At 72.0% G+C, this 23393-nt stretch carries 20 protein-coding genes; 9 read left to right on the top strand and 11 right to left on the bottom strand.

What is annotated here, in order from left to right:
- Positions 1–40 precede the first annotated feature (40 nt).
- Positions 41–853, top strand: coding sequence for a TVP38/TMEM64 family protein (locus B124_RS11195; RefSeq protein WP_496502586.1), 813 nt, complete (start codon positions 41–43; stop codon positions 851–853).
- A 47-nt stretch (positions 854–900) separates the two neighbouring features.
- Positions 901–1770: an undecaprenyl-diphosphate phosphatase gene (locus tag B124_RS11190; RefSeq protein ID WP_496502585.1), complete on the top strand. Its 870-nt coding sequence runs from the start codon at positions 901–903 to the stop codon at positions 1768–1770.
- Between the two features lie 14 nt (positions 1771–1784).
- Here B124_RS11190 and B124_RS11185 read toward each other — a convergent pair whose 3' ends face one another.
- The 3 genes from B124_RS11185 to B124_RS11175 all read right to left on the bottom strand — a co-directional run bounded on the left by B124_RS11185 (position 1785) and on the right by B124_RS11175 (position 5225).
- Positions 1785–2921, bottom strand: a complete 1137-nt coding sequence (locus B124_RS11185; protein WP_496502584.1) for a CapA family protein — start codon at positions 2919–2921, stop codon at positions 1785–1787.
- Between the two features lie 107 nt (positions 2922–3028).
- Entirely contained in the window at positions 3029–3931 is a 903-nt protein-coding gene (locus B124_RS11180; RefSeq protein WP_496502616.1) for a Gfo/Idh/MocA family protein, read from the bottom strand.
- Positions 3932–4010: 79 nt separating this feature from the next.
- The gene (locus B124_RS11175; protein ID WP_496502583.1) at positions 4011–5225 is read right to left on the bottom strand and encodes an FAD-dependent monooxygenase; all 1215 of its coding nucleotides are present in this window, start codon (positions 5223–5225) and stop codon (positions 4011–4013) included.
- Positions 5226–5324: 99 nt separating this feature from the next.
- Between B124_RS11175 and B124_RS11170 the strand changes: the two genes are divergently transcribed.
- Entirely contained in the window at positions 5325–5993 is a 669-nt protein-coding gene (locus B124_RS11170) for a TetR/AcrR family transcriptional regulator (RefSeq protein WP_496502582.1), read from the top strand.
- An 87-nt stretch (positions 5994–6080) separates the two neighbouring features.
- Positions 6081–6533 (top strand): hypothetical protein, encoded by a 453-nt coding sequence (locus tag B124_RS11165; RefSeq protein ID WP_496502581.1) that lies wholly within the window; start codon positions 6081–6083, stop codon positions 6531–6533.
- 52 nt (positions 6534–6585) lie between these two features.
- Here the strand turns inward: B124_RS11165 and ung are convergent, their stop codons facing one another.
- The 8 genes from ung to B124_RS11125 all read right to left on the bottom strand — a co-directional run bounded on the left by ung (position 6586) and on the right by B124_RS11125 (position 15911).
- Positions 6586–7266, bottom strand: coding sequence for a uracil-DNA glycosylase (gene ung / locus B124_RS11160; protein WP_496502615.1), 681 nt, complete (start codon positions 7264–7266; stop codon positions 6586–6588).
- 94 nt (positions 7267–7360) lie between these two features.
- Positions 7361–8941, bottom strand: a complete 1581-nt coding sequence (locus B124_RS11155) for an ABC transporter substrate-binding protein (RefSeq protein ID WP_496502580.1) — start codon at positions 8939–8941, stop codon at positions 7361–7363.
- A 128-nt stretch (positions 8942–9069) separates the two neighbouring features.
- On the bottom strand, positions 9070–9852 hold the full coding sequence (locus B124_RS11150) for an SDR family oxidoreductase (RefSeq protein WP_496502579.1): 783 nt from the start codon (positions 9850–9852) through the stop codon (positions 9070–9072).
- 17 nt (positions 9853–9869) lie between these two features.
- Positions 9870–10628, bottom strand: a complete 759-nt coding sequence (gene fabG, locus B124_RS11145; RefSeq protein WP_496502578.1) for a 3-oxoacyl-ACP reductase FabG — start codon at positions 10626–10628, stop codon at positions 9870–9872.
- A gap of 162 nt (positions 10629–10790) precedes the next feature.
- On the bottom strand, positions 10791–11183 hold the full coding sequence (locus tag B124_RS11140; RefSeq protein WP_496502577.1) for a DUF3037 domain-containing protein: 393 nt from the start codon (positions 11181–11183) through the stop codon (positions 10791–10793).
- Entirely contained in the window at positions 11180–12004 is an 825-nt protein-coding gene (locus tag B124_RS11135) for a HipA family kinase (RefSeq protein WP_496502614.1), read from the bottom strand. The genes B124_RS11140 and B124_RS11135 overlap by 4 nt, the downstream gene beginning before the upstream one ends.
- 315 nt (positions 12005–12319) lie before the next feature.
- Positions 12320–14509: a polysaccharide lyase family 8 super-sandwich domain-containing protein gene (locus tag B124_RS11130; protein WP_496502576.1), complete on the bottom strand. Its 2190-nt coding sequence runs from the start codon at positions 14507–14509 to the stop codon at positions 12320–12322.
- A gap of 310 nt (positions 14510–14819) precedes the next feature.
- Positions 14820–15911 (bottom strand): LacI family DNA-binding transcriptional regulator, encoded by a 1092-nt coding sequence (locus B124_RS11125; RefSeq protein WP_496502575.1) that lies wholly within the window; start codon positions 15909–15911, stop codon positions 14820–14822.
- Positions 15912–16145: 234 nt separating this feature from the next.
- Between B124_RS11125 and B124_RS11120 the strand changes: the two genes are divergently transcribed.
- From B124_RS11120 to B124_RS11100, 5 genes are read left to right on the top strand one after another with little or no spacing between them, the layout of a single operon-like run.
- A complete protein-coding gene (locus B124_RS11120) occupies positions 16146–17438 on the top strand; it encodes an extracellular solute-binding protein (RefSeq protein ID WP_496502574.1) in 1293 nt (430 codons plus the stop codon).
- A gap of 14 nt (positions 17439–17452) precedes the next feature.
- Positions 17453–18469 carry a carbohydrate ABC transporter permease gene (locus B124_RS11115; RefSeq protein ID WP_496502573.1) on the top strand — a complete coding sequence of 339 codons (1017 nt, stop codon included), beginning with the start codon at positions 17453–17455 and terminating at the stop codon, positions 18467–18469.
- A gap of 1 nt (position 18470) precedes the next feature.
- Entirely contained in the window at positions 18471–19304 is an 834-nt protein-coding gene (locus B124_RS11110; RefSeq protein ID WP_496502572.1) for a carbohydrate ABC transporter permease, read from the top strand.
- A gap of 2 nt (positions 19305–19306) precedes the next feature.
- Entirely contained in the window at positions 19307–20386 is a 1080-nt protein-coding gene (locus B124_RS11105) for a glycoside hydrolase family 130 protein (protein WP_496502571.1), read from the top strand.
- A gap of 39 nt (positions 20387–20425) precedes the next feature.
- A complete protein-coding gene (locus B124_RS11100) occupies positions 20426–23350 on the top strand; it encodes a polysaccharide lyase family 8 super-sandwich domain-containing protein (RefSeq protein ID WP_496502570.1) in 2925 nt (974 codons plus the stop codon).
- The last annotated feature ends 43 nt before the right edge of the window (positions 23351–23393 follow it).

The raw sequence follows: 23393 nt of genomic DNA, 5'->3' as shown, positions 1-23393 counted from the left end.
GTCACGGTGCAGGCGCGGCCCGGTCGGTTAGGCTCCACCCGTGCCCGAAACCGCCGAGGCGCCCGTCGTCGGCCGCGCCGTCCGCTGCGGCCGGGCTCTGCTGTCCCCGCGCTCCCGGCTCGGGCTGCTCCTCGTCCTCCTCGCCGCCGCGGCGGTCGGGGTGGTGGTGTGGCGACCGCATCGGCTGCTGGTCGACGGGCTGCCGCCGCAGTTCACCGGCCTGTCCGCGGTGCTCCTCTTCGCCGTCGCGTACGGGCTGTGCACCGCGGCCCTCGTACCGCGCCCGCTGCTCAACCTCGCCTCCGGCACGCTCTTCGGCGCCCAGGCGGGCCTCGCCGGGTCGGTGTCGGGCACGGTGCTGGGAGCGGGCGTCGCGTTCGGGATGGGCCGGCTGCTCGGCCAGGACGCGCTGCGCCCGCTGCTGCGCGGGCGGCTGCTGACAGCAGCGGACCGGCAGCTCAGCCGGCACAGCTTCCGCTCGATGCTGGTGCTGCGCACCTTCCCCGGCGTGCCGTTCGCGGGCGTGAACTACGCCGCCGCGGTCTCGCGGATGAACTGGACGCCGTTCCTGGTGGCCACCGGCGTGGGCTGCGTGCCGAACACCGCCGCCTACGTGGTCGCCGGCAGCCGGGCCTCCGACCCGCTCTCCCCCGTCTTCCTCGCCGCCCTCGGCTTCATCGTCGCCAGCATGGCGGCCGGCGCCGCGGTCGCCGTGCGCCGCCGCCGGACGGCCGGCCGCCGGGCCCCGCGCGGAGTGATTCCTTCCGCCGCTCCCGCCGACGGGCTCGCCACCGGCGCCGCGGGGGCGGCCACAGCCGACCCTGGGGCCACGCGCCTGACGCAGGGGCCTTAACATCTCCTGCAACCCGTCAGCGAACTCAAGGACATGTGCAGCCCCGTATGAGCTGGTTCGAAGCAGTCATCCTCGGACTCGTCCAGGGGCTGACGGAATTCCTGCCGATCTCCTCCAGCGCCCACCTCCGGCTCACGGCGGCCTTCGCCGGCTGGGAGGACCCGGGCGCGGCCTTCACGGCGATCACCCAGATCGGCACGGAGACCGCCGTGCTGATCTACTTCCGCAAGGACATCGCCCGGATTGTCTCCGCCTGGTTCCGCTCGCTGACGGACAAGTCGATGCGCTCCGACCACAACGCGAAGATGGGCTGGCTGGTCATCGTCGGCTCGATCCCGATCGGGGTGCTGGGGCTGACGTTCCAGGAGTCGATCGAGGGCCCGTTCCGTGATCTGCGGCTGATCGCCACGACACTCATCGTGCTGGGCCTGATCCTCGGCTTCGCCGACTGGCGCGCCTCCGGCGGCGGCGGCCGGCACCGCGCCGTGGTGCAGCGCAAGGAGCTGACCGACCTCAACACCCGCGACGGCCTGCTCTTCGGCCTCGCCCAGTCGCTCGCGCTGGTGCCGGGCGTCTCCCGGTCGGGCGCGACCATCACCGGCGGCCTGTTCCTGAACTACAGCCGCGAGGCCGCGGCCCGGTACTCGTTCCTGCTGGCCATCCCCGCGGTGCTCGCCTCCGGGCTCTTCGAGCTGAAGGAGGTGCCCGGGGCGAAGCACATGAACTGGGGCGGGACCATCGTCGCCACGCTCATCGCCTTCGCCGTCGGATACGCGGTCATCGCGTGGTTCATGAAGTTCATCACGACCCGCAGCTTCGCGCCCTTCGTGATCTACCGCGTGCTGCTCGGGATCCTGATCTTCGCCCTCGTCGCGGCGGGCACGCTGGACCCGGAGGCGGGCGAGCCGTCGCACTGAACGGCCCGGGGCAGTCAGAACGACGCCTCCGTCAGGCCGTCCGCCGCCGCACCGCGGCTGAGGACGGCGGCGCGCACCCGCGCGTGGACGTCCGGGTAGGTCTCGGGTGTCGCCGGGACGATCCGGAACGGCGGCCCGGTCTCCGCGTGCTGCGCGAGGAATTCCGCGCGGGTCACGCGCCAGCCCTCGCGCGCGGGAGTGAAGGTGAAGCGGGCCGCGGAGCCCTCGTTGCCGCGGTACATCGACGGGATGAAGCTGGCGACCTGGTCGCCCAGGCCGTAGACGACCCAGGTGCCGTTGACCTTCTCGTACGGCTGCGGCACGTGGTTGTGGGTGCCGACGATCAGGTCGATGTCCTTGCGTCCGCCGCTGCGCGAGCGCGTCAGCCGGTCGGCGAGCCGCCGTTGGGCGACGTCCGGCTCCTGCTGCCACTCGGTGCCCCAGTGCACGCTGACGACGACCACGTCGGCCCCGGCGCGGCGGGCGGCGCGGGCGTCGTCGACGACGCGGCGGGGGTCCAGGATCCCGAGGGACCAGGGGGCGTCGGCGGGGACGCCGGCGTTGCTGCCGTAGGTGTACGAGAGGTGGGCGACCCGGGCGCCGCCGGCGCGCAGCAGGGCGGGGCGGCCGGACTCGGCGCGGGTGCGGGCGGTGCCGGCGTAGTGCAGGCCGGCCTCGTCGAGGGCGTCGAGGGTGCGGCGTACGCCGTCGGCGCCGGAGTCGAGTGCGTGGTTGGAGGCGGTGGAGCAGCCGTCGTAGCCGACGTCGCGCAGGGCGGCGGCGAGCCCGGGCGGGGACTGGAACGACGGGTAGCCGGTGAACGGGCCCTCCGGCGGCCCGAGCGGGGTCTCCAGGTGGCACAGCGCGAGGTCGGCCTCGGCGACGGTGGGTGCGACGGCTTCGAACATGGGGCGGAAGTCGTACCCCTCGCCCCCGGCGTCGTCGGCCGCCTGCGTCATGATCGAGGGGTACGGGATGACGTCGCCGGTCGCCAGCAGCGTGAACGGGCGGGCGCCGGGCGCGGGTCCGGCCGCGGCGGACACGGCTGACCGCTCGGCGGACGTGCAGCCCGCGGCGAGCAGGGCCGCGGAGGCGGCGAGCGCGGTGGCGGTGCCTGCGGCTGCGGTGAGCCGGGTGCGGCGCCGGGACATGGGCGCCCCCCTTCGTACGGTCGGAGCACGAACAGGAACCAGCTTGCCGCTTTTCTTATGATTTTCCGCTTAACACCCTGAGCTTGTCCGGCGTACGGGTGGCGGAATCAACCCGCCCGGCTCACCTCGCGGACGATCCGCTCGCACAGCTCATGCGTGGCGAGCGCGTCCTGGGCGCTCAGCAGCTCCCCCGCGCGCACCGCGTCCAGGAACGCCAGCACGACCTGCTCGATGCCCCGCTGCCGGGCCACCGGCACCCAGTCGCCCCGCCGCCGCACGCTGGGCTGGCCCTTGTGGTCCACCACCTCGGCGAGGTTGCGGACCTCGCGCTTGGTGTCCTGGCCGGACACTTCGAGGACCTCCTCGGCGGAGCCCGACAGCCTGTTCATCGCGCCGAGGGCGGTGAAGCCGTCGCCGGACAACTGCAGGACGACGTGGTGCAGGAGCCCGTCGCGGACGCGGGCGCGGACGTCCACGTGCTCGACCGGTCCTGGCGCCAGGAAGCGCAGCGTGTCCACGACGTGGATGAAGTCGTCGAAGACCATGGTGCGGGGGTCCTCGGGCAGGCCGACGCGGTGCTTCTGCAGGATGATCAGCTCACGCGGGTGCTCCAGGCACTGCACGTAGCCCGGCGCGTGGCGGCGGTTGAAGCCGGTCATCAGCGGGACGCGGCGCTCGTCCGCCAGCCGTACGAGGCGTTCGGCGCCGGCGAGATCGTACGCCAGCGGCTTGTCGACGTAGACGGGGACGCCCGCCTCAAGCAACGCGGTGGCCAGCTCGACGTGCGCGGAGGTCGGTGCGTGCACGAACGCGGCGTCGAGGCCGGCGGCGAGCAGCGAGCCGAGGTCGCGGTGGCGGTGGGCGGGCGGGATGCGGTGGGCGTCGGCGACCCGGGCCAGGGTGGCGGGCGTGCGGGTGTACAGGTGCGGCTCGACGCCGGGCAGCGAGGTGAGCACCGGCAGGTACGCCTTCTGCGCGATGTCGCCGAGCCCGATCACGCCGGCCTTCAGGGGTATGGCGCCCGTGGTCATGTCCGCTCCCGTCCGCAGCCGTCGGCCCGCGGGCAGCCCGCCGGCAGGAGAACCTGCGTCAGGGCGCCGCCTGTGCTGGGGAAGCATACGGGCCGGGCGGTTCGCCGCCGCCGGGCGGCTCCCAGTCCGCGACGCCGTCCAGCCCGCGCAGCACGACACGGGGGCCGAGCAGCCCGACGCCGCGGATCAGCGCGTTGCGGGCGCGGACGGCGAGCGGGCCGGTCAGGTTGATCAGCCGGCCGGCACGGGCGGAGCGCAGCGCCACCGCGCGGGTGCGCGGGAGCCGGTCGCGGGTGTAGCGCGCCAGGGCCGCGGGCACGGCCGCCGAGTCGGCGGCGGCGTGGTGGGCGAGGACGACGCCGTCCTCGACGGCCTGGTTGCCGCCCTGGCCGAGGTTCGGCGTCATGGCGTGGGCGGCGTCGCCGAGGAGCGCGACCCGGCCGCTGTGGAAGGCGGGCAGCGGCTCGGCGAGCCAGCGCACGTCGTGGTGGAGCACCTGGCCGGGCTCGGCGGCGGCGAGGAGGGCGGGCACCGGGTCGTGCCAGCCGGCGAAGCGGCGGCGCAGTCCGGCGAGTTCACCGTCCCGGGAGCGCCGGCCCTCGGGCGCGACGGCGCCGGCGTAGGCGTACACGCGGCCGTCGGCCAGCGGCTGGGACCCCCACAGCTCCCCGCGGCCCCAGGTCTCGTGCGGCTCGAACGCGACGGGGCTCGCGGGCAGCACGAACCGCCAGGTGGTGAAGCCCGCGTACGCGGGGCCGGGGTGGTCGGGGAAGAGGAACCGGCGGGCGGCGGAGCCGATGCCGTCCGCGGCGACGACCAGGTCGGCCTCCATGACGCCGCCCGGCACCGCGACGCGCGCGGGCCGGTCCGCGCCGCCCGGGTCCTCGACCTCCGCGGGCGTGCCGGTACGGATCGCGCCGGCCGCCAGCCGGGCGGCGAGCAGCTCGGCGAGGCCGGCGCGGTGCACGAGGGCGATGCCGCCGCCGAACCGCTCGGCCACGGCGGTCGCGTCGGTGCGGGAGAGCCAGCGGCCGTCGGGGGTACGCAGCCCGCCGGTCCCCTCCCAGGCGGCGAGGTCGCGCACGGCGTCGCCGACGCCGACGGCGTCCAGGGCGCGCTGGGCGTTGGCGGCGAGGGAGATCGCCGCGCCCACGGGCTCGATCGAGGCGGCCCGCTCCAGCACGGTGACGGACCAGCCGCGGCGGTGGAGCGCGGCGGCGGCTGTGAGCCCGCCGGGGCCGGAGCCGATGACGAGGGCGCGCGGCTGCTTCAAGGGAACCTCCCCAAAACTACACCTGTAGTTACACGGCCGAGGGTAGCACGGTGCAACTACGGATGTAGTGATGGCCGGAGCAGGCGGTAGGTTGGGGCGGTGCCCGACCCCGACACCCCGGCCCCCGCCGCCGTCTCCCCTGCTTCCGCTCCGTCCGCTGCGTCCGCCGCGACCCCGGCGTCCCCCGCGTCCGCCGCGTCCCGGCAGGAGGTCATCGCCGACGCCGCCATCGCGCTGCTCGCCGAGCGCGGCATGCGGGGCCTGACCCACCGCGCCGTGGACGAGGCCGCGGGCCTGCCGCAGGGCTCCACGTCCAACCGCGCCCGCACCCGCGCCGCCCTCCTCGAACTGGCCGTCCAGCGCCTCGCGGAGCGCGAGGGCGCGGTGCTGAACGCCGACGGCCTGCCCCCGCCCGGCGCCGGCGCCGGGCGGCTCGCCGACGCGCTGGCCGGCGTGCTGCACCGCTTCCTGACCCGGCACCGCACGCTGCTCGTGGCCCGCTACGAGCTGGCGCTGGAGGCCACCAGGCGCCCCGAGCTGCGGGAGATCTACGACCGCGCGGGCACCACGTTCGGCGACGCCGCACACGCGCTGCTCGCGGCGTGGGGATCGGCCGACCCCGAACGGCACGCGCAGGAGCTGATCGCCTGGACCGACGGCATGATGTTCCTGCACACGGCGGGCCGGGTGAGCGGTTCGCGGACACCGGCGAGGGCGCGGCTGCGCGCGGGGTACGAAGATCTGCTGCGCGGCATGCTCGGCGGCTGACCGCCGGGCGGGGGCGGCAACTTCGCGGGGCGGACATCACTCCTGCGGGGAGTAGCGCGGCGGCGGCGGGCGCAGCAGTGTTGCCGAGTGCGCTCCACTCCCACGGCCGGCGCCCTGCTGACCGGTCTCACGACCCTCACCGCCGTCACCGGCTGCGTCACCGTCTCCCCCGATCCCGGCACCGCACGGCCCGCTCCGGCCGCTCCCGGCCGCGCCGCGTCGCCGCTGCCGGGACGCGAGGTGCTGAGGACGATCGGCCCGTCGCCACGCCCGGCACGTACGTCCCCGTCGCCGTCCGCGGACGCGGCGCGGCCGGACGCACCCGCGCCGGACGGACCGGCGCCCGCGCCCCCGCGCGAGACGCCCGTCCCCCTCCCGGCGCCGGTACGCCCGGCCCGTACGGCCACGCCCGAGGCGACGTCCCCGCCGGCCGCCGACTCCGAAGAGGGTATCGACCCGTGTGCCATCGCCGAGGGGTTCGCCGGCTGGGCTCCGGGCAGCCGGGAGGCGGCGGTGTGCGCTGAGCGGTTCGGTTCCTAGGCGGGCCGCCCGGCCCGTACCCGCCGCGCCCGCCGCCCCGCGGCGGCGGACGTCAGCCCTTGCCCGCCGCCAGGTCCGGGATCCGCCAGTCGATCGGCGCGTGCCCCTGCGCCGCCACCGCCTCGTCGATCTGCGAGAACGGCCGCGAGCCGAAGAACTTCTTCGCCGACAGCGGCGACGGGTGCGCCCCCTGGACCACCACGTGCCGGGCGGTGTCGATGAGCGGCAGCTTCTTGCGCGCGTACGCACCCCACAGCACGAACACCGCCGGGTCCGGCCGCTGGTCCACCGCGCGGATCACCGCGTCGGTGAACTCCTCCCAGCCCTGGCCCTTGTGCGAGTTCGCCTCGCTCTCGCGCACGGTCAGCACCGCGTTCAGCAAGAGCACGCCCTGCTCGGCCCACGGCATCAGACAGCCGTTGTCCGGCACCGGGTGGCCGAGGTCGTCGCGCAGTTCCTTGAAGATGTTGCGCAGGGAGGGCGGGGTGCGCACCCCCGGCCGCACCGAGAAGCACAGCCCGTGGCCCTGCCCCGGCCCGTGGTACGGGTCCTGGCCGAGGACGAGCACCTTCACCCGGTCGTACGGCGTCGCGTCGAGGGCGGCGAAGACCTCCTCGCGCGGCGGGTACACGGGCCCGCGGGCGCGCTCCTCCTCGACGAACGACTCAAGACGCGTGAAGTAGGGCTTGTCGAGCTCCTTGCCCAGGGCGTCCTGCCAGGACGGGGGCAGCATCGGGGACACGGGTGAGGGACCTCCGGTCAGTGCAGAAGATCGGTTCTGTGGGTCGTTGCGCAGCCGACAGTACCGCCCGGCACTGACAACTCCCCTACCAGCTCGTCTTCTTGTACAGCTCCCACATCCGCATGATCGTCGAGGCGTCGAGGCTCCACTCCACCCCGGCGACGTCGTCGTCCGCCGCGATGTACTGCCGGGCCTGCCACAGCGGCAGCAGCCGGGCGTCCTCGGCGAGGATGTCCTGCGCCCGCGAGAACTGCTCGTTCACCCCGGCCCGGTCCGCCTTCCGGCGCGAGGCGGGCAGCAGCTCGTCGGTGATCTCGGCGTTCTCGTACGGCGTGCCGAGGGCGTTGCGTGCGCCCGTGAAGGGGGCGATGTAGTTGTCCGGATCCGGGAAGTCGGGTGACCAGCCGCGGCCGAAGACCGGGTACTCGCCCTTGTTGTACGCGGCGGCGAACTGCTCCCACTTGCGGCCCTGGACCGTGACCTCGAACAGGCCGCTGTCCTCCAACTGCCGCTCCAGCTCCTCGAACTCCCGCTTGGTCACCGAGCCGTACCGGTCGGTGGTGTACCAGAGCGTCAGCGGCACGGGCTCGCTGATCCCCGCCGCCTGCAGCGTCGCCGCCGCGGCCTCGGGGTCCGGCTCGCCGTACTGGTCGAAGAACGGGGTGGTGTGGCCGGTGATGCCGCGCGGGATCATCGAGTACAGCGGCTCCGCGGTGCTGCCGTAGACCTTGCGTACGAGCGCCACCCGGTCGACCACCTGGGCGACCGCCTGCCGCACGGCGAGGCTGTCGGCGTACTCGTGCTGGGGGTTGAAGACCAGGTAGCGGATCTCCGGCAGGACCACCCGGCTCAGCGCGATCGTGCCCTCCTTGTCCGCCGTCTTCTCCAGCTCGGGCACCCGGTCCGGCGGCAGCCCGCGGTAGGTGACGTCGATATCGCCCTTCTTGAGCGCGTCGGTCATCGCGTCGGAGTCGTCGAAGTAGCGGATGCTGACGGAGTCGTTGCGCAGCTCCGCGTCGCCCCGGTACTCGGAGTTGTGCTCCAGCTCGGCGACCGACCCCTTCTCGTACGACGCGAGCGTGTACGGCCCGGAGCCGACGAGGGTGCCGGCGTCGGCCAGCCTGTCCGCCGGGTAGGTCTCGGGGTCGACGAGCGAGGTGGCGGGCGTGGCGAGGATGAACGGGAAGGTGGCGTCGGGGCGCTTGAGGTGGAAGGTGACGGTCCGGTCGCCCTCGGTCTCGACCTCCTCCAGGCTCTCCAGCAGTCCCGCGGGGCCGGTCTCGGCGTTGATGGCGAGCACCCGGTCGAAGGAGTGCTTGACGGCCGCGGCGTCGAGCGGGTTGCCGTTGGAGAAGGTGAGGCCCTCGCGCAGCTGACAGCGGTACGTGCGGCTGTCGGCGCCGGTGAAGCCGCAGCTCTTGGCCGCGTCCGGCTGCGGCACCGTGCTGGTGCCGGCGTAGTGCATCAGCGTCTGGTAGACGTTGCGGTACAGCTCCCAGCTGCCGTCCCAGGCCGCCGCCGGGTCGAGCGTGCTGGGCGCGCTCGTCGTACCCACGTCCAGATGACGCTCGTCGTCGCCCGACGCCGACAGAGTGCCGCAACCGGCCAGCATCGAGACGGGTATGAGCACCGCTGCGACCCGCAGCGGGCCCGACCGGAAGAACACGTGCCTGTCCCCCTCCTTGCACCTGTTCGAATGGGGTGCGCAGACCCTACCCCACGGTCGGTGGATCACGGATCCCCCCGGGCAGCGCTGTGTCCTGGGGGATCCGTGAGGCGTATGTGACTTGGGGTTCAGCTCCAGCCGGCGTTGAGGAAGATCCCGCCCTCGATGGCGAGCGTCTGCCCGGTGATCCAGCCCGCCTCGTCGGAGAGGAGGAACGCGGCGGCGCCGCCGATGTCCTCGGGCACCCCGAGCCGGCCCAGCGGATAGCCGGCGGCGGCCTCCTCCTCGCGGCCCTCGTAGAGCGCGACCGCGAACTTCGTCTTGACCACTCCCGGCGCGATGGCGTTGACCCGCACCTTGGGCGCGAACTCGTGCGCGAGCTGCAGGGTCATGTTGATCATCGCGGCCTTGCTCATCCCGTACGCGCCGACGAACGGCGAGGCCGAGAGCCCGGCGACGGAGGAGACGTTGACGATCGCGCCGCCGTGCTCGCGCTGCCACGCCCGGTACGTCTGCTGGGCGAAGCCCAGGGCGGACAGGACGTTCGTCTCGTAGACCTTGCGCACGGCGTTCAGGTCGACGTCCGCGATGGGGCCGAAGACGGGGTTGGTGCCGGCGTTGTTGACCAGGTAGTCCACCCGGCCGAACGCCTCCATGGCGCGGGCCACCGCCTCTGCCTGGTGCGCCTCGTCGTGGGCCTTCCCCGGTACGCCGATGGCGCGGCCGGCGCCGAGCTTCGCCGCGGCCTCCTTCAGCGCCTCCTCGCCGCGGCCGGTGATGCACACCTTGTGGCCGCGCGCGACCAGGGCTTCGGCGATGCCGTAGCCGATGCCGCGGCTGGCCCCGGTGACCAGGGCGACCCGCCCGCTGTCCGGCGCCTCGGGCGCGCCGGCGCTCTCCTGCTGCGTCATGTTCTTCTCCCCCGGCCTCAGTCGAGCGGCCCGCCGGCCACGTACAGCACCTGGCCGGAGACGAAGCCGGCGTCCTCACCGGTGAAGAAGGCGATGGCGCCGGCGACGTCGTCCGGCTGCCCGACGCGCCGGACGGGGATCTGGGAGGCGGCGGCGGCCTGGAAGTCGGCGAAGTCCATGCCCACCCGGGTGGCGGTCTGGGCGGTCATGTCGGTGGCGATGAAGCCGGGCGCGACGGCGTTGGCGGTGACGCCGAACTTGCCCAGCTCGTGGGCGAGGGTCTTGGTGAAGCCCTGCATGCCGGCCTTGGCGGCGGAGTAGTTGGCCTGGCCCCGGTTGCCGAGCGCGGAGCTGCTGGAGAGGTTGACGATACGGCCGAAGCCGGCGTCGACCATGTGCTTCTGGCAGGCCCGGGACATCAGGAACGCACCGCGCAGGTGCACGTTCATGACCGTGTCCCAGTCGTCCTCGCTCATCTTGAACAGAAGATTGTCGCGGAGCACGCCGGCGTTGTTGACCAGGACGACGGGCGGGCCGAGTTCGGCGGCGACGCGCGCGACGGCGGCCTCGACGGCGGCGGCGTCGGAGACGTCGCAGCCGACGGCCAGCGCGGTGCCGCCGGCGGCGGTGATCTTGCCGACGGTGTCCGCGCAGGCGCCCTCGTCGAGGTCGGCAACGGCGACGGCGCGCCCCTCGCGGGCCAGGCGGACGGCGGTGGCGGCGCCGATGCCGCGCGCGGCGCCGGTGACGATCGCGACCCTTCCGGTGGTGGACATGCTGGTGTTCTCCTTGCACTGGCGGGGGCCGGGGGTGCCGCCCGACGAATGGTGAGCAACCGCTTAGTACGTACCGCACGTGACGCTAGAAGTCCGGCCCCGCCGTGTCAACGGGGCACCGCGGGGTGCCCGTACGCGGGTGCGCACGGCTCGTACGACGCGTCACACGGGAACGCGGACCAGCAGCCCCAGCAGCCGCTCCGCCTCGGCCTCCGGATCCTCGGTCAGGCCGGAGTGCACCGGCCCCGGCTGCACCACCGTGCTGCGCGGCGCGACGAGCCAGCGGAAGCGCCGCCCGGCGTCGTCCCCGGCCGCCTGCCCGGCCCGCGCTCCGCCGCAGCACAGCTCCTCCACCGCGCGCAGCGCGGCCCGTACGCCCGCGACGTCGGCCTCGGGGTCGAGCGCCAGCAGCCGGCCCTCGTCCAGGTGGGTGCGCGCGCAGAGGTACGAGCGCGCCCGGCAGTACACCAGCACCCCGGCGTTGATCTGCTCGCCGCGTTCGATCCGCGGCACGACGCGCAGCAGCGCGTACTCGAAGACCTCGCGCCCGCTCATCGCGTCCCCTTCGGCGGCAGCTTGGCCCGCAGCCACCCGGGCGCCTTCGACGGCCCGTCCTCTCTCGGCTCGCCCAGCACGATCCGCTCCAGCACCTGCGGGGCGCGGGCGGCCAGCGTCTCGACGTACGCGGCGCGCACCTCCGCCGGCGAACCGAAACCCGGCTCGCCGGCCAGCCACTCGTCCGGCACCTCGGCCACCGCCTCGGCCAGCACACCGGCGGTCACCCGCGGCGCCAGCTCCGCCGCCGCGGCGGCCACGTCCGGGCCGAAGGGGGCGAGCGCGTGGTCGGATGCGTCGTACGGCTTGCCGGCGGCGGCCGGGGCGGAGGACCAGTTGTGGTGCCAGATCAGCGTGGCGCCGTGGTCGATGAGCCACAGACCGCCGTGCCAGACGAGCATGTTGGGGTTGCGCCAGGACCGGTCGACGTTGCCGACCAGCGCGTCGAACCACACGACCCGGCCGGCCTCCGCCGCGTCGACCGGGAAGGCCAGCGGGTCGAAGCCGAGCGAGCCGGGCAGGAAGTCCATGCCGAGGTTGAGCCCGCCGCTGGCCTTCAGCAGCGCCTGCACCTCCTCGTCCGGCTCGGAGCGCCCGATGACCGGATCGAGCTGGAGCCCGACGAGCTCCGGCACCCGCAGCCCCAGGCGCTGCGCAAGACCCCCGCTGATCACCTCGGCGACCAGCGCTTTGCGGCCCTGGCCGGCGCCGGTGAACTTCATGACGTACGTACCGAGGTCGTCGGCCTCGACGACGCCGGGGAGCGACCCGCCCTCACGCAGAGGCGTGACATAGCGGGTCGCGGTGACTTCTCGCAGCATCATCCAAGGCCATCCAACGTTTCCACCCTTTGCTTCCGGCCTCCTGCATGAAGTGATCAGAGTAACTGAGTGTGATGGCCGGAGAGGAATGCCGAGCCATCGCGCCAGCGTCACCGCGGACTCCCCCGACTCCAGCATGACCGAGGCACAGGTGTGCCGCGGTACGTGGCAGCCGTCCTTCGCCGAAACGTGAGCTGAGCAGGAGGGAGGACGTCCTCCTGGGCCGGTCGGCCCCCGGCTTCTCCCCCCGGGGACAATCGCCGCGGACGCGCGCCGAAAGGGCGTGCTGCGTCGGCAGCACGCCCTTTCACGCCGTCAGCCGAGGGGCTGCGTCACCGTCTTCCCGAGGTCCACGCCGGAGCCCAGCTCAAAAGCGGCGCGACGGGTGCGGCCGGGGGCGGCGAGGGTCACGGAGACCGTCAGGCCGGACTGATCGGGGTTGGCGACGCTCACCACGGCCGATTCGTCGGACTCGTTGAGCATGACGATGGCGGGCTGATCGACCCGCAGCGTACGGCTCGGCCCCAGGTCGAGGGAGCCTGCGGCGTGGAAGGTGGCCATCGTCCGCCGCAGCCGCGGGTGGTGGACCGCCTGGACCTGCTCGTCGTTGCGCAGGATCCTGACCGCCGGTTCGGCCGCGTAGGCACGTACTTTCTCGGATGACATGCCGGGCAGGACGATGTAGGCGTATTCGGCGCCCGCCGGGGCCTGGCCGTGATCGAAGTAGAGCGTGAAGGCATTTCGGCTCACCGGATCGCGGTCGATCCAGCTCCCGCTCTGCTCCTTGTTCGAGACCTTGAGCGGCCCCCTCGCGGGGAAGACGTATCCGATCTCGTCGTTGTACGCCCACGAAGCACGGGTGGCCGCGGAATCGGTCCCGGGGCGCACCGCCTTGCCGCCGACGGTGGCATGAGGCCGGGCCGCGCCCTGGTTGACAGTCGTGTGGACGGCGTGTTCGGAGGTGGAGCTGATTCCCGCGCCGAGAGCGACCATCTCGTCGTCGAAGTAGAAGTAGCTCTTCTTCCCGGTGGTCGAGGACCGGTCGAGGGTGAAGACGACGGCACCGAAGCGCCCGTCGGAGACGCCGCCGGTGAAGCTGCCGGCGTTACGCGTTCCCGACGTCGACATCACCTTGACGTACGGCGCGGTGACACCCGGGTAGTGGAACCAGTCGAAGGCCGGTACGAGGTCGTCGTATTCCCGGTTCGTGACCTGGATCGCGGTGGCGCCCTGCGCGTTCCAGTCGATCTCGTTGCCGACTTCCGGCCGGAAGGTGGAACGGTACTCGCTGCCGACCATGCGCGGGGAATTGATCCTGGTGAAGATTCCGTACCGGTCGCGCAGGTGCGAGGAGAATTCCGAGCGCCAGAAGTACTTGTGCCCGGTGACGCCGTTTTCGCGGGTCTTCCCGCGGATGCTGTCGGCGAGCTTCTGGTACGCCTTCGAGTTGGCCGGGTCGGCCCGCACCATCCGGTCGAGCGGCTCCAGGAAGTCCGCCGCATAACTCGTGACGCCGTCGATGGTGTTGGCGGGACGGTACCCGAGGTACATCATCCCGATCTCCCCGCGGATCAACCAGCGCGTGCCGTCGAGGATGTAGAAGGCGATGGCGTCGATTTCCTCGTCGGAGAACGCGAAGCTCGTGTCGCGCGAGACATCGGCCCAGGCCGCGACGATGGTGAACAGCGCCATGCCGTAGCCCTCGCTGTAGAGCTGCGCACCGTGCGCCCAGAAGCTCGAGTCGACCTGCACGGCCTCCTTGACGCCACCGCTGCTGTCGACCGCGATCGTCTGCGACATGGTGGCGTAGCCCTGCTCGATATCGGCGGCCGAGCGCTTGGCCACAGCCTCGTAGAGGTAGTTCTCCGTCCTCCACGAGCCGTTCGCCCCGACCGGGTCGAGCCGGCCGGTGTTGTGCGCGTAGGTCACCTCGCGCGCCTCGGCACCGAGTTCATCGCCGACGAAGATCGACACCCGGCCCATGGCCATGGACTTGCCGATCTCGACTTCCCACCAGTTCGTGCTGGTCGGTTTGACACCGTCCCAGTACAGAAGTGCACGGTCCAGGGCCTCGATAATCTCCGGCTTCCCGTAGCCCGGAGCATCCGGATCGCGGTAGGCGTGCGCCATCGCCATCATGCGGTAGAGCGCGTGATACGGCGACCAGACCCGGCCGTTCGCGGAACTCGTGGTGTCGGCGTAGTCCACGTCCGGCCACGAACCGTCGGCACCCAGTGACTCGGCATATGTCAGGGCCTCGGACGTACGGGCGAGGTAGATGAGGTTGGCCAGCTTGATCTGGTCACCCTGGGCCAGGAAGCGCTGCTGGATGCGTTCGATGATGAGCTGGATGTCTTCCGCCGCTGCACTGCTTCCGCCGGCTTCGGCGGCCCGCGCGATAGCCGGTGCTGACAGCGTCAGACCGGCCACGCCTCCGGCAAGTCCGAGTCCGCCGAGCAGGACTCGACGCCGGTCGAGAAGGGGTGCGGCTCCATTTTCGGGCATGCGGGCTCCTTAGGCGCACCCGGTGGCATACAACGCTGCCGGAAGGTGTGCGCTCGCCGGCTGACGAGCGCTTCCGGGTGCTGATTCGGTTCACGTCCTCGGGCAGGTACGCACCAATTTTCAAACCGGTTTGAAGCGACGCGTAAACAGTTACCTGCTACGCCCCGCGTACGTCAACAGTCGCGGCACGGCAAAAGTTGGGGTGCGGGCCGGCCGCGGTCAGCGCTGCCGTCGGGACGCCGCCGCGCCGCCCACCGTCCGCGGCCCCGCTTCCCGCGCCCGCCCCGGCCGGTCGGTGCGTACGCCGGATTCAGCGCGCCGGCGGCGCCGTGCTGGCGCGGGCCACGAACTCGACCGGCGGCAGTGCAGGAGCCTGGAAGGGGTGCCCCTGGGCGAGGGAGACCAGTTGCTGCGCCGCGGCACGGCCCCATGCGATCACGTCCTGGCGGATGGTGGTCAGCGGTGGGGCGATGTACTCGGCCAGCGGGATGTCGTCGAATCCCACCACCGACAGGTCCTCCGGGACCCGCAGTCCGCGACCGGTCGCGGCGGCGATCCCGGCGATGGCCATCAGGTCGTTGGCGTAGAGGATGGCGGTCGGCGGATCGGGCAGGTCGAGCAGGCAGTGGGTGGCGCGGGCGCCGCCGGCGCCGCTGAAGTCGGCGGCCTCGAGCGGCCCTTCGGGCAGTCCGGCGTCAGCCATGGCGGTCATCCAGGCGCGCCGCCGGGCCTCGGCGTGCACATAGCCCTCGGGGCCGCTGACGTGCCCGATGCGGCGATGGCCGAGTGCATGCAGGTGCTCCACGGCACGGCGCACCCCTTCGGCGTCGTCGACGCCGATCGACGGCACCGGGCTGTCCGGGCGATCCGGGCCGATGATCAACGCGGCCAGGCCCAGCCCGTCGGTGAGCGCCGGGCGCGGGTCGCTGACGCGGAGATCGGTGAGGAACACCCCGTCGGCGCGGCCGTCGTGGCTCAGGCGCTCGTACGCGTTGTGCTCGGCCTCCTCGGTCGCGACGACCTGGAGGACCAGGGCGTAGTCGAGGGGCGACAGTCCGCTTTCGATACCCGCGACGAACTGCGGGAAGAACGGGTCGGTGCTGAGCAGCTCGGGGGGCCGGCGGACCACCAGGCCGAGGGCCTGGGCGCGGCGGGTGGACAGCGCCCGGGCACCGGCGCTGGGCTGCCAGCCCAGCTCGGCGGCTGCCTCCAGGACCCGTTGCCGCGCGTGGGGGCTGACGCCGGCCCGGCCGTTGACGACGAAGGACACGGTCGCCTTGGACACCCCGGCCAGCGCCGCTACGTCCCCGATGGTGGGGCGGCTGCGCCGACGCGGGGGCGACGGTGCGGCGGGCTCTGCGCCGGTCTGCGCCTCGTCCGGCTCAGGGTGCCGGTGGGTCATGCTGTTCGCCTCCTTGCCGCCGCCCGGTGCCGGTGAGCCCGGGGTGCGGACGGCCAGCCGATTACCGAAAGGTTTCGTGCGGTCCCTTGACGCTCAGATTTTAAACCGGTTTGAATGGCGCTTGTCACCCCGGCTCGATCATCTGGCCGGGACCGGTCGACGGCGGCGCGGGACGGGAAGCGGCCGTCGGGTCCGGCATCTCTCCACCCTCACATCATGAAGGGGTCAGGCCATATGAAGCCTCATACGCGCATGGCGGTGCTGGTGACGGCTGCGGCGGTGGTCCTGCCACTGACCGCCTGCGGGTCGGACGACCCCGGCGGCGGCAAGCCGACAGCGGGGCCGATCGACATCTGGTACTCGACCAACGAGCAGGAGCAGGCGTGGGCCAAGGCGGCCGTCGACGCCTGGAACGCCGAGCACCCCGAGGAGAAGGTTACCGCCCGGGCGGTGCCTGCGGGCAAGTCCACAGAAGACGTCATCGGCGCGGCGATCACCGCGGGCAACACGCCTTGCCTGGTCTACAACACCGCACCCGCCGCGGTCTCCGCGTTCGAGAAGCAGGGCGGGCTGGTGAACCTGTCGAAGACGTTCAAGGACGCCGATTCCTTCATCGAGCAGCGCTCGGGGAGCGCGGTGGACGGCTTCCGGTCCCCGGACGGCTCGCTGTACCAAATGCCCTGGAAGACCAACCCGTTCATGCTCTACTACAACAAGGATGCCTTCGCCAAGGCCGGGCTGGATGCGGAGCACCCCGAGCTGCGCACCTACGACGACGTACTGGCGGCGGCCGAGGCGATCAAGAGCACCAACGCGGCGGAGTTCGCTCTGTATCCGCCGGCGACCAGCGACTACACCAACTCGCTCTTCGACTTCTACCCGCTGTATCTGGCGAATTCCGGCGGTACCCAACTGGTCGAGGACGGCAAGGCCACCTTCACCGGCGAAGCCGGCCTGCAGACCCTCGGGTTCTGGCAGCAGATGTACGCCGAGGGCTACTCCTCGCCGGAGGCGTACAGCGGTGACATGTGGGCCGGCCCGTTCGCCGACGGGGTGGCCGCCATGGGCATCGCGGGGCCGTGGGGCAAGGGGCAGTTCGACGGCAAGGTGGAGTACGGCGTGGTACCACTGCCCACCGCCGCCGGCGCTGACGAGACGTCGACGTTCGCCGATTCGAAGAACGTCGGAATGTTCACCTCATGCCAGCACCAGCAGACCGCCTGGGAGTTCGCCAAGTTCTCCATGAGCAAGGAGAACGACGCGGCCCTGCTGGCGGAGACCGGCCAGTTCCCCACCCGCGCCGATGTGACGGCCGTCGCCGCCGGCTTCCTGCAGGAGAACCCGTTCTACCAGCCCTTCGCCGACGCCGTCCCGCGCGCCGTCGACGTGCCGAACATCCCCGGCTCCAGCGAGGTGTGGACGACCTTCCGCAAGGCGTGGGACGACACCGTGCTGTCCGGCAAGGGCGACGTGAAGGACGCCTTCGGCGAGGCCGCCCAGACCATCGACGACCAGGCCAACGGCTGACGAGGCACAGCACCATGACCGCACCGCACCGCCACCCGCCGGAGTCGCGAGCCCCCGGCCGCTCGCGCTCCGGGCCGCAGCCCCAGGAATCCCCGTCCCCCGCTCCCCCCGCGAAAGCCCGGGTCCCCCGGCAGCCACGGCCCAGGCGGGCACACCGCCTTGAGCGCTGGCTGGGCCGGCACCCGTTCGGCCTCGCGCTCACCGCCCCCTACACGGCCTTCGTCCTGGTCGTCTTCGCGATCCCGTTCGGCTTCGGTGTGTGGATGGCCTTCCACGACTACTTCTTCACCGCCCCCGGGGTGTCCGTCCCGCACCCGTTCGTAGGGTTCGACAACTTCACCGCGGTCCTGGGAGACGAGGACACCCAGCGTGCCTTCCGGAACCTGGGCGTCTTCATGGCGATCAACATTCCGCTGACCGTCGTGGGGGCCCTGTCGCTGGCGGCGGCGCTGAACGCGGCAACGCGGTGGCAGGTCTTCTTCCGCGTCTCCTACTACGTGCCGTACGTCACCGCGTCGGTCGCCACCCTCGCCGTGTGGCTGTTCCTCTTCAACGGCTCCGGCGCGGTCAACCACGCGCTCGGCGCCTGGGCACCGGATCCGTCGTGGCTGGCGAACAAGCACCTGGTGATGCCGCTCATCGCGCTGTACGTGACCTGGAAACAGCTCGGGTTCTTCGTCCTGCTGTACCTGGCCGCGCTGCAGAACGTGCCGCGCGAGCTGCACGAGGCGGCGCTCACCGACGGCGCAGGGCGCTGGCAGGCCTTCCGCGCGGTCACGCTGCCGGCCGTACGGCCCGTGACCTCCCTGGTCATCGTGCTGTCGCTGATCATCTCGGGGCAGATCTTCACTGAGCCGTTCCTGCTCACCGGCGGCGGCCCGCACGGCGCCTCGCTGACCCCCGCCCTGCTCATCTACCAGCGCGGCCTGGAACAGGGCGAACCGGACGCGGCCGCCGCGATCGGGCTGATCCTCGTCACCGCGGTGCTCATCCTCGCCACCATCTCCCGGCGCGTCATGGAGAGGAACTGACATGGCCCGTGCACTGCGCCTGCTGCGTTACGGCGCACTCGGTCTGGGCGCCGTCGCCGCGCTGCTGCCGTTCTACTACATGCTCATCGGCGCGCTGCAGAAGAAGCGTGACACCAGCCTGGGCGGGCTGGTGCCCGACCCGTCCAACCTGACCCTGGCCAACCTCTCCGGAATCGACGATTCCTTCAGCCTCACCACCGCGCTGCTCAACTCGCTCATCATGACCGCCGGCGTGGTGGCCTGCACCCTGGTCTTCGGGCTCCTCGCCGGATACGCGCTGGCGGTCCTGCACTTCCGCGGTCGCGGCCTGGTCTTCGCCCTGGTGCTGCTGGTCCAGGCGATCCCGTTCCAGTTGCTGATGATCCCGCTCTACGTGATGGTGGTGCGCTACTTCCACCTGGCCGACAGCTACGCCGGGATGATCCTTCCGTTCGCCGTCAACTCCGTCGCCGTGCTCATCTTCCGCCAGTACTTCCTGCAGATACCCAGGGAGATATTCGACGCGGCCCGCGTGGACGGCGCCGGCGAACTGCGCATCCTGCGCTCGGTCGCGGTGCCCCTGGTGCGGCCGGCGATCCTCACCGCGATGCTGGTGACCTTCATCGGCCCGTGGAACGAATTCCTGTGGCCGTTCCTGATCACCAAGAACCCGGACATGCAGCCCCTCGCGGTCAGCCTGGCGAACTTCTCCCAGGCCAACTCCACCTTCCAGGCCAACCCCATGGGCGCCGTACTGGCCGGCGCGTGCGTCCTGGCAGTCCCGGCCGTCGTGTTGTTCCTGCTCTTCCAGCGCCACTTCACCTCAGCCAACCTCGGCTCCGCGATCAAAGGGTAGGTATGACCCAGCTCAACGCCGAAACCGCACTCCCCTACGCCCTGAAGCGCATCGGCGTACTCATGACCGCCGACCCGGCCGACCCGCTGGAGGCCGAAGGCGTCCTCAACCCCGCCACGGCCTGGGGCTCCGACGGCCACCTCTACCTGTTCCCGCGGATCGTCTCGGCCGGCAACGTCTCCCGCATCGCCCGTGCCCGCGTGGTGATCGAAGGCGGTGTCCCGGTCGGCGTCGAACGCCAGGGCGTGGTCCTGGCCCCGGACGAGGGCTTCGAGCGCGGCGCCCACAACGCCGGCGTGGAGGACCCGCGCATCACCTTCCTCCCGGACCTCGGCGTGCACGTCATGACCTACGTCGCCTACGGCCCTCTCGGTCCCCGCCCGGCCCTGGCCGTCTCCGACGACACCGTCCACTGGCGGCGCCTGGGTCCGCTGCGCTTCGCCTACCAGCCGGGGCTCTCCACCGACCTGAACTTCTTCCCCAACAAGGACCTGGTGTTCTTCCCCGAGGTGCTGCCCGGACCCGACGGGCGGCCCTGCTTCGCCATGCTGCACCGGCCGATGTGGGAACTGGACTGGCTGCGGCCCGGCGAAGGTGCTCCGGTCCCGGCCGGGATCACCGATACCCGGCCGTCGATCTGGATCGCGTACGCCGACGCCGACGCCGTCCGCGCCGACCTGACCGCGCTGACCTCGCTGACCCACGCCGCGCCGGTCGCGGGACCGCTGATGCCGTTCGAGGAGGCCAAGATCGGAGCCGGGCCGCCACCGCTGCGCGTCCCCGAGGGCTGGCTGCTCATCCACCACGGGGTCACCGGACCGCTCGCCAAGGGCTTCGAACTCAGCCACGGCTCCGTCTACCGGGCCGGCGGCATCCTGCTCGACGCCCTCGATCCGTCCCGGGTGCTGGCGCGCAGCCCGCAGCCGTGGCTGTCCCCGCAGACCCGGGAGGAGACCGAGGGCACCCTCAGCAATGTCGTCTTCCCCACCGCCATCGAGGAGATCGAAGGCATCCCGTACGTCTTCTACGGGATGGCCGACAGCTCCATCGGCGTCGCCGCACTCGAGCGCGCCACCCCGTAATCCCCGTCCCGCCCCCACCTCGCAGAGAGGAGTCTCGTCGTGACCGTTTCACGCCGAGTCTTTCTGGGTTCCTCGAGCGCGGCACTCGCCGCGCTGATCACGACGAACGGCCCGCTGGGCCGCGTACCGTCGGCGTTCGCCGGCACCACCGGCGACCTCGCCGACATCCGCTCGACCCTGCTCGGGCTCTATCTCGCACACGACTGGCTCGACGACGGCACGACCGCCCGGGTGGAATGGACCTATCAGAGCGAGGCCATGAGCTACCTGTCCGCCCTGGGCGCGGACGGCTCGTGGAGCGACGTCGACTACTCCGCCACCAACAGTGCGGCCAACGGGGCGGCGTGGTCGCCGTACCGGGCGCTGGACCGCATGCAGGCCATGGCCGCCGCCTACGCCAATCCGGCCGGACCGCACCACCGCGACCCCGCGCTGCTGGCCGGCGTGCAGAAGGCCGTCGACCACTGGTTCGAGGTCGAGCCGACCAACGTCAACTGGTGGGAGCGGGGGATCGGCATCCAGTTGCGCCTGGGGCGCATCGGCCTGCTCCTGTACGGACAGCTCGGCGCCGACCGCACCGCGGACATCGTCGGCATCCTCCAGAGCAGCTCGTCGGGCACGGGCCAGAACGCCGTCTGGTACGCGCAGAACGTCATCTTCCGCGGCCTGCTGACCCCCGACCCCGCCCTCGTCGCCTCCGGACGCGATGCCATGGCCCGCGCGATCCTCCTCGACACGGGCGACGGAATCCAGAGCGACCTCAGCTACCACCAGCACGGTGACCAGCTCTACTCGGCCGGGTACGGCCGCAGCATGCTCAACGACGTCGCGCAATGGCTGTACGTCCTGAGACGCACCTCCTTCGCCTTCACGCCCACGTCGGTCTACGACTACACGAGCTGGGTCCTGGACGGGACCCGCTGGATGATCAACGGGGACCACGCCGAGTTCAACGTCTTCCTCAACCCCGCCCCGCGGTACCGCAGCAACGCCGAGCGCATCCTCGAAGCCCTCCGGCAGATGGACGACGTACTGCCCGGCCAGGCCGGCCACTTCGACCGGCTGCGGCGCAACATCGCCCTCCGGAGCAGCGACACGGGCCTGCGGGGCCACAAGTACTTCTGGCGCTCGGACTTCGCCGCCCACAAGCGCCCCGACTGGGGCGTGACCGTCAAGATGGTCTCCGCGCGCACCATCGGCTCCGAGTGGCGCTCCTCCAACCCCCGGAGACTGAACTACCTGTACTGGGTCCCCTTCGGCACCACGTTCATCGCCCGCAGGGGAGACGAGTACCGCAACCTGTTCCCCGTCTGGGACTGGTCCCGCCTGCCCGGATGCACCAACCCCGCGGTCGTGGTCCCCCTGGACGCCGGCAACCCCTACCGGCAGTCGACCACCTTCGTCGGCGGTGTGGACAACGGGCTCTACGGCGCCGCGGCCCTGGACATGGACAAGTACGGCACCCGCGCCCGGAAGGGCTACTTCTGCTTCGACGACGAATTCGTCGCGCTCGGCGCGGGCATCACCTCCACCGACCCGAACCCCGTGGTGACCACGCTCAACCAGACGCGCCGGCTGGGCAAGGCCGTCGCCGCCGGAGCGACCGTCCAGCCGGGGGCCACCCGTACCCGTACCGGAACGTGGGCCTACCACGACGGCACCGGATACGCCTTCTTCGAACCCGTCGCCATGACGGTCAAGAACGAGACCGTCACCGGCTCCTGGGCCGACATCGCCACCGGCCAGGACCCCGCACCCGTCACCCAGGACGTGTTCGGCCTCTGGCTCGACCACGGCGCCAAGCCGAGCGGCGCGACCTACGCCTACGTCGTCCGGCCCGGCGTCGACCAGGGCCAGGCCGCGGCGTACGCGCAGGACCTGCCGGTCCGGGTGCTCGCCAACACCACGTCCCTGCAAGGCGTACGCCACGACGGTCTGGGCATCGCCCAGCTCCTCTTCTACTCCCCCGGCACCGCCGGCGTCCGCCAGGGAGTGACCCTCGACGTCGACCAGCCCTGCATGGTCATCCTCGACGAGTCGGGGCCCGGCGAACCCGTCGTCACCGTCTCCGCCCCGCAGGCACCCGGCCTCACCGTCGCCGTCACCCTCACCAGGTCCGGAGAGGTGACCCGCCGGACCGCCACCCTCCCCGACGGCGACCGCCAGGGAGCCGCCGTCACCCTCGGGGCACCGGCGAACAACGCCGCCCTGCGCCGGCCGGTGCTCACCTCCTCCGAGCACGACACCTCCGTCGGATCCCACTTCCTGACGGACGGCAACCCCGGCACCCGCTGGGAGTCGGCGTATGCGGACGGCCAGTGGGCGCTGGTCGACCTGCTGACGCCGCAGTTCGCCGACGCGGTGACGCTGCACTGGGACGCGGCCTATGCCCAGGCGTACGCCGTCGAGGTCTCCCCCGACGCCGAGACCTGGCGGACCATCCACTCGACCACCGCCGGAACGGGCGGCACCCAGACCCTGCCCCTCGCCGTCCAGCCGGTGCGCTTCGTCCGCCTGAACCTCACCAAGCGGCACACCAGGCGAGGCTTCTCCCTGCGCGGTCTCGAGGTGCACACAGCCCCCGACCTGGCACGCGGCAAGACCGCCACCGCTTCCTCGACCCGCGTCGCCGAACTGGCCCCGGCCAACGCCACGGACGGGCAGAACAACACCCGCTGGGGATCCGACTACTCCGACCCGCAATGGCTGAGCGTCGACCTGGGTGCCACGACGGCCATCGGCACCGTGAAACTCCACTGGGAGACGGCCAGCGCCAAGAACTACCGGCTCCAGATCTCGGACGACGGCGGCAACTGGACCGACATCCACGCCACCACCGACGGACGGGGCGGAGTCGAGATCATCCCCGTCTCCGCCGACGGACGCTACGTGCGCATGTACGGGACGCAGCGCAACACGCAGTACGGGTACTCGCTCTACTCGTTCGAGGTGTACGGACGTTGAACCCCCTGTCCCCGCCCCCGGATTCCGCTGCGGATCGCCGCCG

The sequence above is a fragment of the Streptomyces sp. CNP082 genome, assembly GCF_059570535.1.
This window is presented reverse-complemented; position numbering and strand designations above follow the sequence as displayed.

Bases quoted from the DNA above. Each gene is read 5' to 3' on its own strand.
- B124_RS11150 (WP_496502579.1), bottom strand. From the start codon at position 9,852: ATGACGCAGCAGGAGAGCGCCGGCGCGCCCGAGGCGCCGGACAGCGGG.
- B124_RS11185 (WP_496502584.1), bottom strand. From the start codon at position 2,921: ATGTCCCGGCGCCGCACCCGGCTCACCGCAGCCGCAGGCACCGCCACC.
- fabG (WP_496502578.1), bottom strand. From the start codon at position 10,628: ATGTCCACCACCGGAAGGGTCGCGATCGTCACCGGCGCCGCGCGCGGC.
- B124_RS11110 (WP_496502572.1), top strand. From the start codon at position 18,471: ATGGCCCGTGCACTGCGCCTGCTGCGTTACGGCGCACTCGGTCTGGGC.
- B124_RS11120 (WP_496502574.1), top strand. From the start codon at position 16,146: ATGAAGCCTCATACGCGCATGGCGGTGCTGGTGACGGCTGCGGCGGTG.
- B124_RS11115 (WP_496502573.1), top strand. From the start codon at position 17,453: ATGACCGCACCGCACCGCCACCCGCCGGAGTCGCGAGCCCCCGGCCGC.
- B124_RS11125 (WP_496502575.1), bottom strand. From the start codon at position 15,911: ATGACCCACCGGCACCCTGAGCCGGACGAGGCGCAGACCGGCGCAGAG.
- B124_RS11140 (WP_496502577.1), bottom strand. From the start codon at position 11,183: ATGAGCGGGCGCGAGGTCTTCGAGTACGCGCTGCTGCGCGTCGTGCCG.
- B124_RS11135 (WP_496502614.1), bottom strand. From the start codon at position 12,004: ATGCTGCGAGAAGTCACCGCGACCCGCTATGTCACGCCTCTGCGTGAG.
- B124_RS11190 (WP_496502585.1), top strand. From the start codon at position 901: ATGAGCTGGTTCGAAGCAGTCATCCTCGGACTCGTCCAGGGGCTGACG.
- B124_RS11105 (WP_496502571.1), top strand. From the start codon at position 19,307: ATGACCCAGCTCAACGCCGAAACCGCACTCCCCTACGCCCTGAAGCGC.
- ung (WP_496502615.1), bottom strand. From the start codon at position 7,266: ATGCTGCCCCCGTCCTGGCAGGACGCCCTGGGCAAGGAGCTCGACAAG.
- B124_RS11130 (WP_496502576.1), bottom strand. From the start codon at position 14,509: ATGCCCGAAAATGGAGCCGCACCCCTTCTCGACCGGCGTCGAGTCCTG.